The following is a 14795-nucleotide window of genomic DNA, read 5'->3' as shown; positions in this document are numbered from 1 at the left end:
ACCCAACCGCCCCCGGGCACTGAGGAGAGTCGACGATGACCAGCGTTCCCACCACCATGCGGGCCAGCGTCCTGCTGAAGCAGGGCGTCATCGAGATGCAGGAACGACCCGTGCCCACCCCCGCCGACGGCGAGGTGCTGGTGAAGGTCGGTTCCGTCGGCGTCTGCGGGTCCGACGTCCACTACTACAAGCACGGCCGCATCGGCGACATGGTCGTCACCGCGCCGATCGTCCTGGGCCACGAGGTCTCCGGGACCGTCGTCGGCCTCGGGCGCGGAGTTCCCGAGGAACGCCTCGGTGACCGGGTCGCGATCGACCCGCAGGTCCCGTGCCGGACGTGCCGGCAGTGCAAGACCGGTCGCTCGAACCTGTGCCCCTTCATGGAGTTCTACGCCACGCCCCCCTTCGACGGGACGTTCTGCGACTACGTGACCGCGCCCGCGGACCAGGCCTACACCGTGCCGGACAGCCTCTCGGACGAGTCCGCGGCGCTGCTGGAACCCCTGAGCGTCGGGCTCTGGGCCGCGCACAAGGCGAACGTCGGCCCGGGCGACCAGGTGCTGATCGCCGGGGCCGGCCCGATCGGGGCGATGGCCGCGCAGGCCGTCCGCGCCCGGGGCGCCACCGACGTCGTCGTCACCGACTTCGTCGACTCCCGCCGGGAGCGGATCACCGGGTTCGGGGCGACCCGGGCGCTGCACCCCGTCCAGGACGCGGCCGAGATCGCGCAGATCCGCGCCGACGCGTTCATCGACTGCTCGGGGGCGACGCCCGCCGTCCTGTCGGGCATCAACTCCACCCGCGGTGGTGGGACCGTCGTCCTCGTCGGTCTCGGCGCGGAGGAGATGCCGATCCCGGTGCAGCTCATCGCGACCCGCGAGATCAACCTCACCGGCGTCTTCCGCTACATCGACACCTGGCCCCGGGGCATCGAACTCACCACCTCCGGTGCCGTCCACCTCGACGACATGGTGACGGCCCGCTACCCGCTGGAGCAGGTCGAGGACGCGTTGAACGCCGACTCCGACCCGCTGAGCATGAAGGCCGTCGTCGTCGTCAACCCCGCCGAGAAGTAGGAGCCCCCGTTGTCCGTCCTGCAGAAGTTCTCCCTCGAGGGCAAGGTCGCCCTCGTCACCGGTGGCTACAAGGGCCTCGGCCGTGGTTTCGCCCAGGCGCTGGCCGAGGCCGGTGCCGACGTCGTCGTGGCGGCCCGCAACGAGGCCGCGTCCGTCGCCGCGGCGGAGGAGATCGCCGCCTCGAGCGGGCGCAGGACCCTCGGCCTGCGCCTCGACGTCACCTCCCGGCCGGAGGTCGAGGCGGCCGTCGCCCGCGTCACCGAGCAGTTCGGCCGCTTCGACGTGCTGGTCAACAACGCCGGCACCTGCGTGCACCGCCCCGCGCTGGAGGTGACCGACGACGAGTACGACGACGTCATCACCACCAACGTCAAGGGCGTCTGGCTGCCCAGCGTCGTCACCGCGAAGTGGATGGCGCAGAACGGCGGTGGGGCCATCGTCAACGTCGGCTCGATCAGCGCGAACATCGTGAACCGTCCGCAGCTGCAGCCGGTCTACAACGCCTCCAAGGCTGCGGTGCACCAGCTCACGAAGTCGCTCGCGGCGGAGTGGGCGCCGCTGGGCATCCGCGTCAACGCGATCGCCCCCGGGTACGTCAAGACCGAGATGGCCCCCGTCGACAAACCCGAGTTCCGCCGCATGTGGATCGAGGACGCGCCGATGCAGCGCTACTCCACCCCCGAGGAGATCGCCGCGACGGTCGTCTACCTGGCCTCCGACGCGTCGAGCTTCTCCACCGGGGCCGTCGTCGTCACCGACGGCGGGTACACGCTGTTCTGATCGCCTGACCCCGCCTCCCCGAGGTGCGACACACTGCACCGGTGTCGTCTCGCCGTCTCGCCGCCGTCGCCGGTCTCCTGCTGAGCGGCGGTCTGCTGCTCGCCCCCGCGGCGCCTGCCTCGGCCGTGCCTCCGTTCCGGCTGGCCGGGCAGGTGACCGACCAGGTCGGGGCGCTGGACGGTCGCGACGGGGAGGTGCAGGGGGCGCTCTCGTCGCTGCGCTCCGACACCGGCGTGCAGCTCTGGGTCGTCTACGTGGACTCCTTCGACGGGGCGGACGGGCAGACCTGGGCGGACGAGACGGCGACGACGTCGGGGCTGGGCCAGGACGACGTCCTGCTGGCCGTCGCCACCGGCGACCGCTCCTACGCCTACTTCGTCGACAGCGCGTCCCGCCTGGACGACGCGGACCTCCAGGCGGTGGCCCGCGACACCGAGACCGAGCTCGCCGACGGCGACTGGGCGGGGGCCGCCGTCGCGGGCGCGGACTCCCTCGACACCCACCTCAGCCCCTCGCACACCGTCTGGTGGGTGCTGGGGTTCCTCGCCCTCGCCGGGGTCGTCGTCATCGCCGTCGTGGCCCTGGTGCGGCGGCACCGGTCGCGGCCGGCGGTCTCCACGGCGGACCTGCAGACCCAGGCCGACACGCTGCTGGTGCAGGCCGACGACGCCGTCCGCGCCGCCGCGGAGGAACTCCAGTTCGCGGCGGCGGAGTTCGGGACGGTGTCGACCGCGGAGTTCTCGAGCGTCCTGGAACGTTCCCGGGCCGCGCTGCGGCAGGCGTTCACGGCCCGGCAGTCGCTCGACGACTCCGTTCCCGAGACCGACGCGGAACGGCGCCGGATCCTCACCGAGGTGATCGAGTCCTGCCGCACCACGGGGAAGACCCTCGACGAGGCCTCCGACGCCGTCGACGCGCTGCGCGACCTCGTGCAGCGCGCCCCCGCGGTCCTCACCGAGGTCGAGGCGAAGCTGCCCGGGTTGCGGGCGGGCGTCGAACCGGCCCGGGCGCTGCTCTCGACCCTGGCCGCGGAGTTCGGGGAGACCGCCCTGACCTCCGTCGCCGACACCGTCGCCCAGGCCCGGGACCGGATCGGCCTGGCGGAACGGTCGTGCGCAGCGGGCCGCGCGGCGCTGGCCGACGTGACCCGCTCGGGTGAGGTCGTCGACGCCGTCCGGACCGCGGAAGCGGCGGCCGCCCAGGCCGAGAAGCTCCTGAGCGGGGTGTCGAGGACCGAGCAGGACCTGCGTCAGGCGGTGCAGGAGGTCCCGGTGGCGATCGCCCGGCTGGGGGCCGACGCCCGGACGCCCGTCGAGGCGGCCACCGGAGTGCCCACCGCGGACTTCGCGGCGGCCTCGGCCGCGGCGCTCGCCGTCGTGGAGGCGAGCGCCCGTCAGGCCTCGAACGATCCGCTGGGCGCGCTGCACCGGCTCGTCGAGGCGGAGCGGACGCTGGACGCGGCCCGGGACGCCGTCGAGGAGGCCACGTCCGCGCGCCGGTCCACCGAGGCCGCCCTGGAGCAGGCCCTGGTCGCGGCCCGCTCCGAGATCGCGGCCGCCGACGACTTCGTCTCCGCCCGACGGGGTGCCGTCGGGTCGGCGGCCCGGACCCACCTCGGCGAGGCGCAGCGACACCTCGACCAGGCGCTCGCGTCCCAGGACCCGGCCGCGGCGCTGGAGCACGCCCGCCAGGCGGACTCCCTCGCGGAACGCGCCAGTTCCCGCGCCCGCAGCGACGTGGACTCCTGGCCGGGCGGTCGGGGCGGCGCCTCCGACGACCTCGGGGCGGTGCTGGGCGGGATCCTCATCGGCGGCGGGTCGTCGCGCCGACGGGGCGGAGGATTCGGGGGCGGCTTCGGCGGTGGGGGCTTCGGCGGTGGGGGCTTCGGCGGGGGTTCCGGTGGCGGCGGCTCCTCCGGCGGTGGGCGCAGTGCGGGCGGCCGGTTCTGAGGTCGGACCTGCGCTTCCGGGCCACAGGCCTAAGCTGACCTGGCCCTGGCCCGAGAGGAAGTGTTCGTGACCCTGCTCGATTCGATCCGGTCCCCCCAGGACCTCAAGCGCCTCTCGCACGCCCAGACGGTGCAGCTCGCCGCCGAGATCCGTCGCTTCCTCGTCGCCGAGGTCGCGAAGACCGGCGGGCACCTCGGCCCCAACCTCGGGGTCGTGGAGCTGACGCTGGCGATGCACCGGGTCTTCGACTCGCCGAAGGACCCCTTCGTCTTCGACACCGGCCACCAGTCCTACGTGCACAAGCTCGTCACCGGCCGCCAGGACTTCTCGCACCTGCGCGAACGGGGCGGCCTCGCCGGCTACCCGCAACGGAGCGAGTCCGAGCACGACATCGTCGAGTCCTCGCACGCCTCCTCCTCGTTGTCCTGGGCGGACGGCATCTCGCGCGGCTTCCAGCTCAACGGGCAGTCCCACCGGACCGTGGTCGCCGTCGTCGGCGACGGCGCCCTCACCGGGGGCATGACGTGGGAGGCGCTGAACAACATCTCCCACGACAACGACCGCCGGCTGATCATCATCGTCAACGACAACGGCCGGTCCTACGGGGCCACGATCGGCGGGATGGCGCGCTTCCTCAGCACCGTCCGCACCCGTCGCGAGTACCGCCGGCTGCACGAGAAGAGCCAGGCCGCGGCCGACCGCTTCGGCACCCCCGGGCGGGCCGTGTACCGGGGGCTGCGTGGCGGCATGCGCGGGTTCCTGGCCCGGCTCACCGACAACGAGGCGCTGTACTCCAACCTCGACATCAAGTACGTCGGTCCCGTCGACGGGCACGACCAGCAGGCGATGGAGGAGGCGCTGCGCCAGGCCCGTGACTACGGGACCCCGGTCCTCGTGCACGCCATCACCGAGAAGGGGCACGGCTTCGAGCCCGCCCTGCGCGACCAGGCCGACCAGTTCCACGCCGTCGGCAAGATCGACCCGACGACCGGTGAGCCCCTGGAGACCTCCAGCGCCCAGGGCTGGACGTCGGTGTTCGCCGACGAGCTCGCCGACCTCGGCGACCGGCACCCCCGGCTCGTCGCCATCACCGCGGCCATGTTGCGTCCCACCGGGTTGCACCGTTTCCAGGAACGCCACCCGGACCGCGTCTTCGACGTCGGCATCGCCGAGCAGCACGCCGTCACCAGCGCCGCGGGCCTCGCCTACGCGGGATTGCACCCGGTGGTGGCGCTCTACGCGACCTTCGTGAACCGCGCCTTCGACCAGGTCCTGATGGACGTCGCGCTGCACAAGGCGGGGGTCACGTTCGTCCTCGACCGAGCCGGGGTGACGGGACCCGACGGTCCCAGCCACCACGGCATGTGGGACCTCGCGCTGCTGCAGGTCGTCCCCGGCATCCGCATCGCCGCCCCCCGCGACGCGGGGACCCTGCGGGAGGAACTGGGTGAGGCCGTCCTCGTCGACGACGGGCCCACCGTGCTGCGCTTCCCCCGGGGTTCGGTGGCCGCGGACGTGCCGGCGCTGGAACGGCTGGCGGACGGGGTGGACGTCCTGCACAGGTCCGGCGAAGGCTCCCGCGACGTGCTGCTCGTCGCCGTGGGGTCGATGGCCGGCATGGCGCTGGAGGCCGCGGCCCTGCTGGAGGCCCAGGGCATCGGCGCCACCGTCGTCGACCCGCGCTGGGTCGTGCCGATCGCGACGTCGCTCGTCGAGCTCTCCCGCGAGCACCGCCTCGTCGTCACCATCGAGGACGGGGTGCGGGTCGGCGGGATCGGCACCCGGCTGCGTCAGGACCTGCGCGCGGCGGGCGTCGACACCGGCGTCAACGAACTCGGCCTGCCCGACGAGTTCCTCGACCACGCGTCCCGGGGCGAGATCCTCCAGGACGCCGGACTCACCGCCCAGACCGTCGCGCGCGACATCATCGACCAGGTCATCGGGACCAAGCTCCCGCAGGCCCGTCCGGTGCGGGAGGATCAGCGGCATGGCTGAGAAGCAGACGATCCTGGGACGCATCGCGCAGTTGGCGCGCGCGAACGTCAACGCGTTGATCGACTCCGCGGAGGACCCCGCGAAGATGCTGGACCAGATGGTCCGCGACTACACCAGCAACATCTCCGAGGCGGAGGCGGCGATCGCGCAGACGATCGGCAACCTGCGCCTGGCCGAGGCCGACCGCGACGACGACGTCGCCGCCGTGAGCGAGTGGGGCCGCAAGGCCGCCGCCGCGTCCGCGAAGGCCGACAGCCTGCGCGCCGCGGGTCAGACCCCGGAGGCCGACCGCTTCGACGAGCTGGCCAAGGTGGCGCTGAAGCGGCAGATCACCTTCGAGCAGGAGGTCGCCGACGCCGTTCCCCAGATCGCGGCCCAGACCGAGGTCGTGGTCAAGCTCAAGTCCGGCCTGACCGCGATGAAGGAGAAGCTGAGCGAGCTCAAGACCAAGCGCGACCAGCTCGTCGCGCGCGCGGCGGCCGCGAAGGCCCAGTCGCAGGTGCAGTCCGCGATCGGGTCTCTCAACGTCCTCGACCCCACCTCCGAGCTGTCCCGCTTCGAGGACCGGGTGCGCCGCGAGGAGGCCCGGGTCGCGGGCCAGGCCGAGCTGCAGGCCGACTCCCTCGACGCGCAGTTCGCCTCGCTGGAGGACGCCTCCACCGACCTCGACGTCGAAGCCCGGCTCGCTGCGCTGAAGTCCGGTGGCGCCGCCGGCTGACCGCGACACGCACTGGCCCGCGGTCACCACGACCGCGGGCCAGGATGGGGTGTGCAGCCGCGCAACCTTCTAGAAGATTGGTGGGCTGAACTCGACGAGTTCACCCGGCGTCGGGTGCTGCGACTGCAGCCCGCCGATCTGCTCCCCCCCGATCTCGCGGAAGACCTGCTGCGCAACGGTGTCCACGTCACGCGCTTGCGGTCCTCGACGACCGGCGAGGACGTCTGGGCCCAACCGGAGCAGCTCCTGGAGCTCGTCCAACGCGGTGGCCCCGCCACCTGACGGCGCGAGTGCACGGTCGGGTCAACCGGCGGGCTGCAGCACCAGCAGGGGTTTCGCGCCGCGCGGGGTGTCGCCGAGGAGCGCGACGAGCGTCCCGTCGGGGGCGAACGCCCCGACCGGACCGGCGTCTCCGCCGGCGGTGAGGAACCCGCCGTAGGAGACCGTCGCGGCGTCCTTCTCATCGAGTTCGCGGGCCGGGAAGAGCCTGCGGGCGACGTCGGCGAGCGGCTGCACGACAGGATCCACCTCGACCTGCTCGAGGGTGAGCGCCTCCTCGAGCGTGAACGGACCGGACCGGGTGCGGCGCAACGCAGTCAGGTGCCCCCCGACGCCGAGGGCGGTGCCGAGGTCGCGGGCCAGGGCGCGGACGTAGGTGCCGCTGGTGACCTCCACGACGACGTCGAGGTCGAGGAAGCCCCCGACGGGACGGCGGTCGAGGACCTCGAAGCGGGAGACGGTGACGGGGCGGGCGGGCAGGTCGACCTCCTGCCCGCCCCGGACCCGGGCGTAGCTGCGCTGCCCGTCGACCTTGATGGCGCTCACCGAGCTCGGGACCTGTTGGATGTCCCCCGTCAGCGCGTCGACGGCGTGCGCGACGGCGTGCTCCGCGAGGCCCGTGGCGTCGACGGGTGCGCCCACCGGGTCACCTTCGGCGTCGTCGGTGACGGTGGCGACGCCGAGTCGGATCGTCGCGGTGTAGGCCTTGTCGTGGGCGACGAGGTGGGTGAGGAACTTCGTCCCCCGGTTGGCCCCGAGCACGAGGACACCCGTCGCGGCCGGGTCGAGGGTGCCGGCGTGGCCGACCCGGCGCGTCCCGAGGAGGCGACGACAGCGGCCGACGACGTCGTGGCTGGTCCAGCCGGCGGGCTTGTCGACGACGAGGATGCCGTCGCCGACGCCGGGGCGCGTCGTCCGCTCGCTCACCGGCCCTGCCCCTTCGCCACCAGCTCGGCGGCCGAGGCGGCCGTCGTCGCGAGCGCGGTGAGGTCCGGCAGGTCGGGGTGGTTCCAGGAGTCCAGGCAGAGCAGCACGTTGAGCAGCATGCCCTGTGCGACGAAGTCCGCCGCACGGGCGTCGCTGCCGAGGCGTTCGCGGCAGATCCGCTGGACCGTGTCCACGCAGCCGCGCACGGTGTCGCCGATGACCGGTTCGGACCCGGCGGCGGTGAACCCGTGCATGAGCAGCAGCAGGACGTCGCGGTCCTCGACGAGGCGCATGTAGGCCTGCCCCAGGCACTCCGCGGCGTCGCCCTGCACGGGGGCGTTCTCGAAGGCCGCGACGACGCGGTCGGACACCCGCTGGAAGAGCGCGTCGAGCAGCGGCTGCTTGCCCCCGAAGGTGCGCACCACGTAGGGCTGCGAGACGCCGGCCTCGGCCGCGATGACGTCGGTGCTGGCCCCGGCCAGCCCCACCCGGGCGACGACGCGGGCCGCGGCGTCGAGGATCTGCTCGCGCCGGTCGTCCTTGGACATCCGCTTCGGACTCGTCTCGGGGCTCACGTTGACAAGGTATCAGTCGATGCCTACGGTTAGGTAATCATCCGATGCCTTCTCCGGAGGTCCTTCGTGTCCACCCACACCGCACCCCGCCGGGTGCACCCGGCGCTGGCGATCGTCGCCGCGTCGCTGCCCGTGTTCATGGCCACCCTCGACAACCTCGTGGTGACCGGCGCCCTACCCGTCCTGCACCGCGACCTCGGCGCCTCCCTGGGGCAGCTGCAGTGGGTGGTGAACGCCTTCACCCTCACCTTCGCCGCCCTCATGCTCGGCGCCGCCACCGCCGGGGACCGCTGGGGCCGGCGGCGGGTCTTCCTCCTCGGGCTGGTCGTCTTCACCCTCGGCTCGATCGCCGCGGCGCTCTCCGGCTCCCCCGAGACCCTCATCGCCGCCCGCGCGGTGCAGGGGGTCGGAGCGGCCGCCATCACTCCGCTCTCCCTGGCCCTGGTCGCGGCCGCCGTCCCGCCGGAACGCCGCGCCGCGGCCATCGGCATCTGGGGCGGGGTCACCGGTCTCGGGGTCGCCCTCGGACCGGTCATCGGCGGCGCCGTCATCGACGGCCTCAGCTGGCAGTGGATCTTCTGGGTCAACGTCCCCGTCGCCGTGCTCGCCCTGCCGCTCATCCTCCGGGCCCTGCCCGAGTCGCGCGGTCGCCGCGTCCCCGTCGACGTGGCCGGCACCGTCCTCGGCGCCGCCGTCGTCGTCGGCATCGTCTGGGCCGTCGTGCACGCCGACGCCGACGGCTGGGGATCCACCGCGGTCCTGCTCCCGCTGGCTGTCGGCGTCCTGGCGCTGCTCGCCTTCCTGGTCCGCCAGCGCACCGCACGCTTCCCGCTGCTGCCCCTGCGGCTGTTCCGCTCCCGCAGCTTCACCGCGGCCAACGGCCTGATGTTCCTCTTCCAGCTCGGCGCGATGGGATCGGTCTTCCTGCTGACCCAGGAGCTGCAGATCGCCATGGGCTACACGCCGCTGCAGGCCGGAATCCGCACGCTGCCCTGGACCGCGCTGCCGATGCTCGTCGCCCCGGTCGCCGGGATCCTCGCCGGCCGGATCGGACCGCGGCCGCTGCTGGTGAGCGGACTCGTCCTCACCACCGCCGGCCTCGGCTGGATCGCCGCCCACATCGACCCCGACACCGTCTACCTCGACCTCGTGCCCGGCCTCGTCCTCGCCGGGTTCGGGACGGCGCTGGTCTTCGCGCCCTCCGCGACGGCCGTCCTGCACGGTCTCGACGGCGCCGACCACGCGACGGCCAGCTCCGCCAACACGACGCTGCGCGAGATCGGCCTCGCCCTCGGTGTCGCCGTCCTCACCCTGGTCTTCCAGGACGCCGGCGGATCGCTCACGCCCACGGGGTTCGTCGCGGGTGCCCCGACGGCCGTCTGGGCGGGTGCGGGGGCCGTCGCGCTGGCCGCGGTCGTCGCGCTCTTCGTCCCCGGACGAGCGGGGTTCGTCCCGGCCCCACGGGGAGAGGTGCAGGTCGCGCCGGTCGCCGTCTCCGGGCAGCACCGCTAGAAGACGGAGCGCACCACGTTCGCCATCACCGCGACGAGCACCAGGAACGCGATCCCGAAGACGGCGAGGAACACCCCGCTCGTCCCGCCCCCGAAGACGCTGCCGCCCTCGGCCCGCACGTGGGCGCGGTCGGGGGCGGCAGGGTCGTAGAGGACCTCGGCCGGGCGGCCGGTGACGAAGGACCGGTTCCAGCGCTGGTCCCCCACCACGACGACCTCCCGGCCGTCGGCCTCGAAGCGCACGACCGGAGCGAAGGTCATCCGGTGCTCGTGGTGGCTGTGGACCTGGTTGTCGATGACGACACCGGTGGCCTTGCGGCCCTCCGTCCGCAGCCGGGTCGCGTCGGCCGAACGCCGACGGGCACGGACGGTCATCACGATCCCGCCCACGACGACCGCGACCCCGACCAGGGCGATGACCGCCAGGCCGACGCCGAAGAACGTCGGGAACGCGCCGAAGAACCCGTCGGAGGTCTGGTCGAGGTCGGGGAACGACGGCTGGTCCATCACCTCAGCGTGCCACGCACATCAGGCACGCGGGTCGGCTTCCACGACGTCGTCGTCCTCGGTCTCGTCGTCGTCCCACTCGTCGTCGACGGCGACGGGCTTCTTGTACGGGTCGGCCTCACCGGCGGGCTGGGCGCCCGCGGCCAGGGCGGCGACGCGGGCGTCCTGCTCGGCGGCGACCTTCAGCAGGTCCTGGATCTGCGTCGCCGTCTCCGGGACCTCGTCCAGGGTGAAGGTGAGCGTCGGGGTCAGCCGGATGCCGGTGCGCTTGCCGACCTCGGAGCGCAGCACGCCCTTGGCCGACTCCAGCGCCAGCGCGGTGCCCTGCTTCTCCTCGTCGCTGCCGAAGACCGTGTAGAACAGCGTCGCGTGCTGCAGGTCGTTGGTGACGCGGGCGTCGGTGATGGTGAGGAACCCCAGACGAGGGTCCTTCACGCGCTTCTCGAGCGCGTCCGCCACGATGACCTTGATGCGGTCGGCGAGCTTGCGGGCGCGGGTGGGGTCCGCCACGGGGAACTCCTGAACGTTCGGGGTGTCAGTCGTCCGACGACAGGAACTGCCGGCGGGCGGAGAGGATCTGGAACTCGGGGTGCGCGGCGATCAGCCGTTCGCACCGGTCGAGGACGTCGGTGCAGTGCGCGGCGTCCGGCGCCACCACGGCGAGCGCGACCTCGGCCCGACGGTGCAGGTCGAGGTGCCCGGTCTCCGCGGCCGCGACCTCGAAGGAGCGGCGCAGTTCGGCCACCAGCGGGCGCACGATGCTGCGCTTGCCTTTGAGGGAGTGGACGTCGCCCAGCAGCAGGTCGACGGTGAGCGTTGCAGTGAACATGACTCTCTGGGGGTGACAGCCGGGGCGGAACCCGAAGGGGTTCCGCCCCGGCCACCGGGTAGAGCGCGTGGCCGATCAGCCGCGCGGCTTCTCCTGCATCTCGTACGTCTCGATGACGTCGTCGATCTGGAGGTCGTTGTACGAGCCCAGGCCGATACCGCACTCGTAGCCCTCGCGGACCTCGGTGGCGTCGTCCTTGAACCGTCGCAGCGACTCGATCGTCAGGTTGTCCCCGTGCACGACACCCTTGCGCAGGACACGCGCCTTGGAGTTGCGTCGGATCAGACCCGAGCGGACCAACGTACCCGCGATGTTGCCGAACTTGGACGAGCGGAAGATCTCGCGGATCTCCGCCGTACCGAGCTGGACCTCTTCGAACTCGGGCTTGAGCAGACCCTTCAAGGACGCCTCGACGTCCTCGATGGCCGCGTAGATCACCGAGTAGAAGCGGATGTCGACGCCCTCGCGGTCGGCGTACTCCTTGGTCTGCTGCTCCGGCCGCACGTTGAAGCCGATGATGATCGCGTTCGAGGCGACGGCGAGGTTGACGTTGTTCTTCGTCACCGCACCGACACCGCGGTCGATCACCCGCAGTTCGACCTCTTCGCCGACGTCGATCTTGTACAGCGCGTCCTCGAGGGCTTCGACCGAACCCGCACCGTCACCCTTGAGGATGAGGTTGAGGCTCTCGACCTTGCCCCGCTGCAGCGCGGCGGTGAAGTCCTCCAGCGAGATGCGCTTGCGCGCCTTCGCCAGAGCCGCGTTGCGCTCCTGCGCCTCGCGCTTCTCCGCGATCTGACGGGCCGTGCGGTCGTCCGGAGCCACCAGGAAGGTGTCACCGGCGCCGGGGACCGAGGTCAGACCGAGCACCTGCACCGGACGCGACGGGGTCGCCTCCGAGACGGAGTCGCCGTTCTCGTCGAGCATCGCGCGGACTCGGCCGTAGCCGGTCCCCGCGACGATCGCGTCGCCGACGTGCAGCGTCCCGGACTGGACCAGGACGGTGGCGACGGGACCACGGCCCTTGTCGAGGTTGCCCTCGATCGCGATGCCGCGAGCGTCCTTCTCGGCGTTCGCCCGCAGGTCCAGCGAGGCGTCGGCGGTGAGCAGGACGGCCTCGAGGAGGCTGTCCAGACCCATGCCCTGCTTCGCGGACACGTTGACGAACATCGTGTCGCCGCCGTACTCCTCGGCCACCAGGTTGTACTCGGTCAGCTGCTGACGGACCTTGTCCGGGTTCGCGCCGTCCTTGTCGACCTTGTTGACCGCGACGACGATCGGGACGTCGGCCGCCTGGGCGTGGTTGAGCGCCTCGATGGTCTGGGGCATCACACCGTCGTCGGCCGCCACCACAAGGATCGCGATGTCGGTGACCTTCGCACCACGGGCACGCATGGCCGTGAAGGCCTCGTGACCGGGGGTGTCGATGAAGGTGATCGGACGTTCGATCCCCTCGTGCTCCTTGACGACCTGGTAGGCGCCGATGTGCTGGGTGATGCCACCGGCCTCCTTCGCCACGACGTCGGAGGAACGGATGGCGTCGAGCAGCTTCGTCTTGCCGTGGTCGACGTGACCCATGACGGTCACGACCGGGGGACGCGCCGACAGCTCGTCGTCGCCCTCGGCCTCGAGTTCTGCGTCGAGGTCGATGGAGAAGCCGGCGAGCAGCTCGCGCTCCTCGTCCTCCGGAGAGACGACCTCGACGACGTAGCCGAGCTCGTTGCCGAGCAGCTGGAACGTGTCCTCGTCCAGGGAGGCGGTCGCGGTGACCATCTCGCCCAGGTGGAAGAGGATCGTCACCAGCGCCGCGGGGTCGGCGTCGATCTTGTCCGCGAAGTCGCTGACCGACGCGCCGCGACGGATGCGCAGGACCGTGGTCCCGTCACCGTGACGGACGGACACACCGCCGACGGCGGGCGCCTGCATCGCTTCGTACTCCTGGCGCTTCGCCCGCTTGGACTTGCGCCCACGGACGGGACGACCACCGGCGCGACCGAACGCACCCTGGGTACCGCCGCGGTTGCCGCGGGGACCACCACTGCCGCCACCGGGACGACCGGCGAAACCGCCGCCACCCGCACCGGGGCCACCGGGACGACCGGCGAAACCGCCGCCGCCAGCACCACCACGAGCGCCACCGGGGCCGCCGCGGCCGGGCGCACCCGGACGACCGGCACCCGCACCTGGACGGCCGACCGTCGGGCGCGCCGGCATCATGCCGGGGTTGGGACGGGGACCACCGGGACGGGGACCACCGGGACCGGCCGGGCTGGGACGGGGCCCACCCTGGGGACGGGGCATGCCCTGGTTGGACGCGAACGGGTTGTTGCCCGGACGCGGCGCACCGCCGGGACCGCCCTGGCCACCGGGACCGCCCTGACTGCGGGGCATGCCCTGGCTGGGCGCGAAGGGGTTGTTGCCCGGACGCGGTGCACCGGCACCGGGACGCGGAGCGCCACCGGACGCGCCGGGGCGACCGGGACGCTCACCCTGCGGACGCTCACCCTGCGGGCGGTCGCTGCGGGGACGGTCGCCCTGCGGACGCTCACCACGCTCGGGTCGATCGCCCTGCGGACGGTCGCTGCGCTCGGGACGGTCGCCCGGACCCGGACGACGCGCACCGGGGCCACCCGCGCCGGGAGCACCCGGACGCGCGCCGGGGCCACCGGGACCCGCGGGACGGGCACCCGGACGGGGACCCTGACCGGGACCACCCGCGGCCGGCGGGGTCGAGGGACGACCGGCCGGGGCGGGACGCTGCGGAGCCGGAGCGGACGGACGCTGCGCGGCGGCAGCGGCGGGACGCTCGGCGGGAACCGCGGGCGGCGCCTGGAACGCCGGCTGCGGGATCGAGGGAGCGGGGCTCGCCTCGGTGCTCGGTGCCGGAGCAGCCGGGCTGGGCGTCGGCGCGACCTCGGCGGCCGGAGCCGGCTGCGAGGGAGCCGGCGCCTGGGGACGCGCGGCGGGACCCGGACGGGCGCCCGGGGGCATGCGCGGACCCGGCTTCACCGCCGGGGCCGGACGAGCGGCGGCAGCGCCACCCTCGGTGGGGAACTTGTCCTTCAACCGCCGGATGACCGGCGGCTCGACGGTCGAGCTCGCAGAACGCACGAACTCGCCCATCTCCTTGAGCGTGGCCAGAACGACCTTGCTCTCGACTCCGAACTCCTTGGCGAGCTCGTAGACCCGGACCTTTGCCACTTCACTCCTGTTCTTGGTCCGGGCTCGTCTCTACCGGGCGCGGACCGTCATCAGTCGGGGGGATTCATCGGTGGAGACTCATCGGGTGCTCATCAGCTGTTCGACCCGCTCTCATCGGTGGTGGTGGACACGACGGCTCCGTGCGAGCACGAGTCCAGGTAGGACCGTACGCCAGAGACGTCGAGGGGAGCCGGACGGCGCAGCGCACGGGGCAGGGCCCGTCGCTTCTCCGCCTGCTCCAGGCACGCGCTGCTCAAGTGCAACCACGCGCCCCTGCCCGGGAGCCGGCGCCGCACGTCGACGAGGAGGTTCCCCACCGCGTCCGGTGCCACGACGACCCTCAGCAGCGTCGACCGGGAGTCCCGTTGACGGCACCCCACGCAGGTACGCACCGGGCCTGAAGCCTCGGGCGTCGCGGAGCGCCGGCCAACACCCGAAACGGGGCGAC

The 14795-nt window shown here is 72.8% G+C and carries 13 protein-coding genes; 6 read left to right on the top strand and 7 right to left on the bottom strand.

The window, feature by feature from the left end; all coding sequences use genetic code 11:
* The first annotated feature begins 35 nt into the window (after positions 1-35).
* The 5 genes from SJY07_RS22445 (at position 36) to SJY07_RS22425 (ending at position 6518) form a co-directional block, all read left to right on the top strand.
* Positions 36-1076 carry an NAD(P)-dependent alcohol dehydrogenase gene (locus SJY07_RS22445; RefSeq protein WP_380161604.1) on the top strand — a complete coding sequence of 347 codons (1041 nt, stop codon included), beginning with the start codon at positions 36-38 and terminating at the stop codon, positions 1074-1076.
* A gap of 9 nt (positions 1077-1085) precedes the next feature.
* A complete protein-coding gene (locus tag SJY07_RS22440; protein WP_328292018.1) occupies positions 1086-1856 on the top strand; it encodes a glucose 1-dehydrogenase in 771 nt (256 codons plus the stop codon).
* 41 nt (positions 1857-1897) lie between these two features.
* Positions 1898-3805, top strand: a complete 1908-nt coding sequence (locus SJY07_RS22435) for a TPM domain-containing protein (RefSeq protein WP_380161603.1) — start codon at positions 1898-1900, stop codon at positions 3803-3805.
* Positions 3806-3871: 66 nt separating this feature from the next.
* A complete protein-coding gene (gene dxs, locus SJY07_RS22430; protein ID WP_380161602.1) occupies positions 3872-5800 on the top strand; it encodes a 1-deoxy-D-xylulose-5-phosphate synthase in 1929 nt (642 codons plus the stop codon).
* The gene (locus SJY07_RS22425; RefSeq protein WP_328292021.1) at positions 5793-6518 is read left to right on the top strand and encodes a PspA/IM30 family protein; all 726 of its coding nucleotides are present in this window, start codon (positions 5793-5795) and stop codon (positions 6516-6518) included. Before dxs ends, SJY07_RS22425 begins: the two co-directional genes overlap by 8 nt.
* Positions 6519-6821: 303 nt before the next feature.
* On the opposite strand, the gene truB is transcribed toward SJY07_RS22425, so the two are convergent.
* Entirely contained in the window at positions 6822-7724 is a 903-nt protein-coding gene (truB, locus tag SJY07_RS22420; RefSeq protein WP_328292023.1) for a tRNA pseudouridine(55) synthase TruB, read from the bottom strand.
* Positions 7721-8299: a TetR/AcrR family transcriptional regulator gene (locus SJY07_RS22415; RefSeq protein WP_328292024.1), complete on the bottom strand. Its 579-nt coding sequence runs from the start codon at positions 8297-8299 to the stop codon at positions 7721-7723. The genes truB and SJY07_RS22415 overlap by 4 nt, the downstream gene beginning before the upstream one ends.
* A gap of 66 nt (positions 8300-8365) precedes the next feature.
* Between SJY07_RS22415 and SJY07_RS22410 the strand changes: the two genes are divergently transcribed.
* Entirely contained in the window at positions 8366-9811 is a 1446-nt protein-coding gene (locus SJY07_RS22410) for a DHA2 family efflux MFS transporter permease subunit (RefSeq protein ID WP_380161601.1), read from the top strand.
* Here the strand turns inward: SJY07_RS22410 and SJY07_RS22405 are convergent.
* The 5 genes from SJY07_RS22405 to SJY07_RS22385 form a co-directional block, all read right to left on the bottom strand.
* Positions 9808-10317 (bottom strand): DUF3592 domain-containing protein, encoded by a 510-nt coding sequence (locus tag SJY07_RS22405; RefSeq protein ID WP_328292026.1) that lies wholly within the window; start codon positions 10315-10317, stop codon positions 9808-9810. The genes SJY07_RS22410 and SJY07_RS22405 overlap by 4 nt on opposite strands.
* Before the next feature lie 21 nt (positions 10318-10338).
* The gene (rbfA, locus tag SJY07_RS22400; protein WP_328292027.1) at positions 10339-10827 is read right to left on the bottom strand and encodes a 30S ribosome-binding factor RbfA; all 489 of its coding nucleotides are present in this window, start codon (positions 10825-10827) and stop codon (positions 10339-10341) included.
* A gap of 25 nt (positions 10828-10852) precedes the next feature.
* The gene (locus SJY07_RS22395) at positions 10853-11146 is read right to left on the bottom strand and encodes a DUF503 domain-containing protein (protein ID WP_328292028.1); all 294 of its coding nucleotides are present in this window, start codon (positions 11144-11146) and stop codon (positions 10853-10855) included.
* Positions 11147-11221: 75 nt separating this feature from the next.
* Complete coding sequence (gene infB, locus SJY07_RS22390; protein WP_380161600.1) at positions 11222-14347, bottom strand: translation initiation factor IF-2; 3126 nt, start codon at positions 14345-14347, stop codon at positions 11222-11224.
* Positions 14348-14439: 92 nt separating this feature from the next.
* Positions 14440-14679 (bottom strand): YlxR family protein, encoded by a 240-nt coding sequence (locus SJY07_RS22385; protein ID WP_380161599.1) that lies wholly within the window; start codon positions 14677-14679, stop codon positions 14440-14442.
* Positions 14680-14795 lie beyond the last annotated feature (116 nt).

The organism is Kineococcus sp. R86509, assembly GCF_042466365.1.
In the GTDB taxonomy this organism is placed as follows: Bacteria; Actinomycetota; Actinomycetes; order Actinomycetales; family Kineococcaceae; genus Kineococcus.
This window is presented reverse-complemented; position numbering and strand designations above follow the sequence as displayed.

Excerpts from the sequence above, each read along its gene's own strand:
- SJY07_RS22395 (WP_328292028.1), bottom strand. The coding sequence starts at position 11,146 with ATGTTCACTGCAACGCTCACCGTCGACCTGCTGCTGGGCGACGTCCAC.
- SJY07_RS22445 (WP_380161604.1), top strand. The coding sequence starts at position 36 with ATGACCAGCGTTCCCACCACCATGCGGGCCAGCGTCCTGCTGAAGCAG.
- SJY07_RS22425 (WP_328292021.1), top strand. The coding sequence starts at position 5,793 with ATGGCTGAGAAGCAGACGATCCTGGGACGCATCGCGCAGTTGGCGCGC.
- SJY07_RS22405 (WP_328292026.1), bottom strand. The coding sequence starts at position 10,317 with ATGGACCAGCCGTCGTTCCCCGACCTCGACCAGACCTCCGACGGGTTC.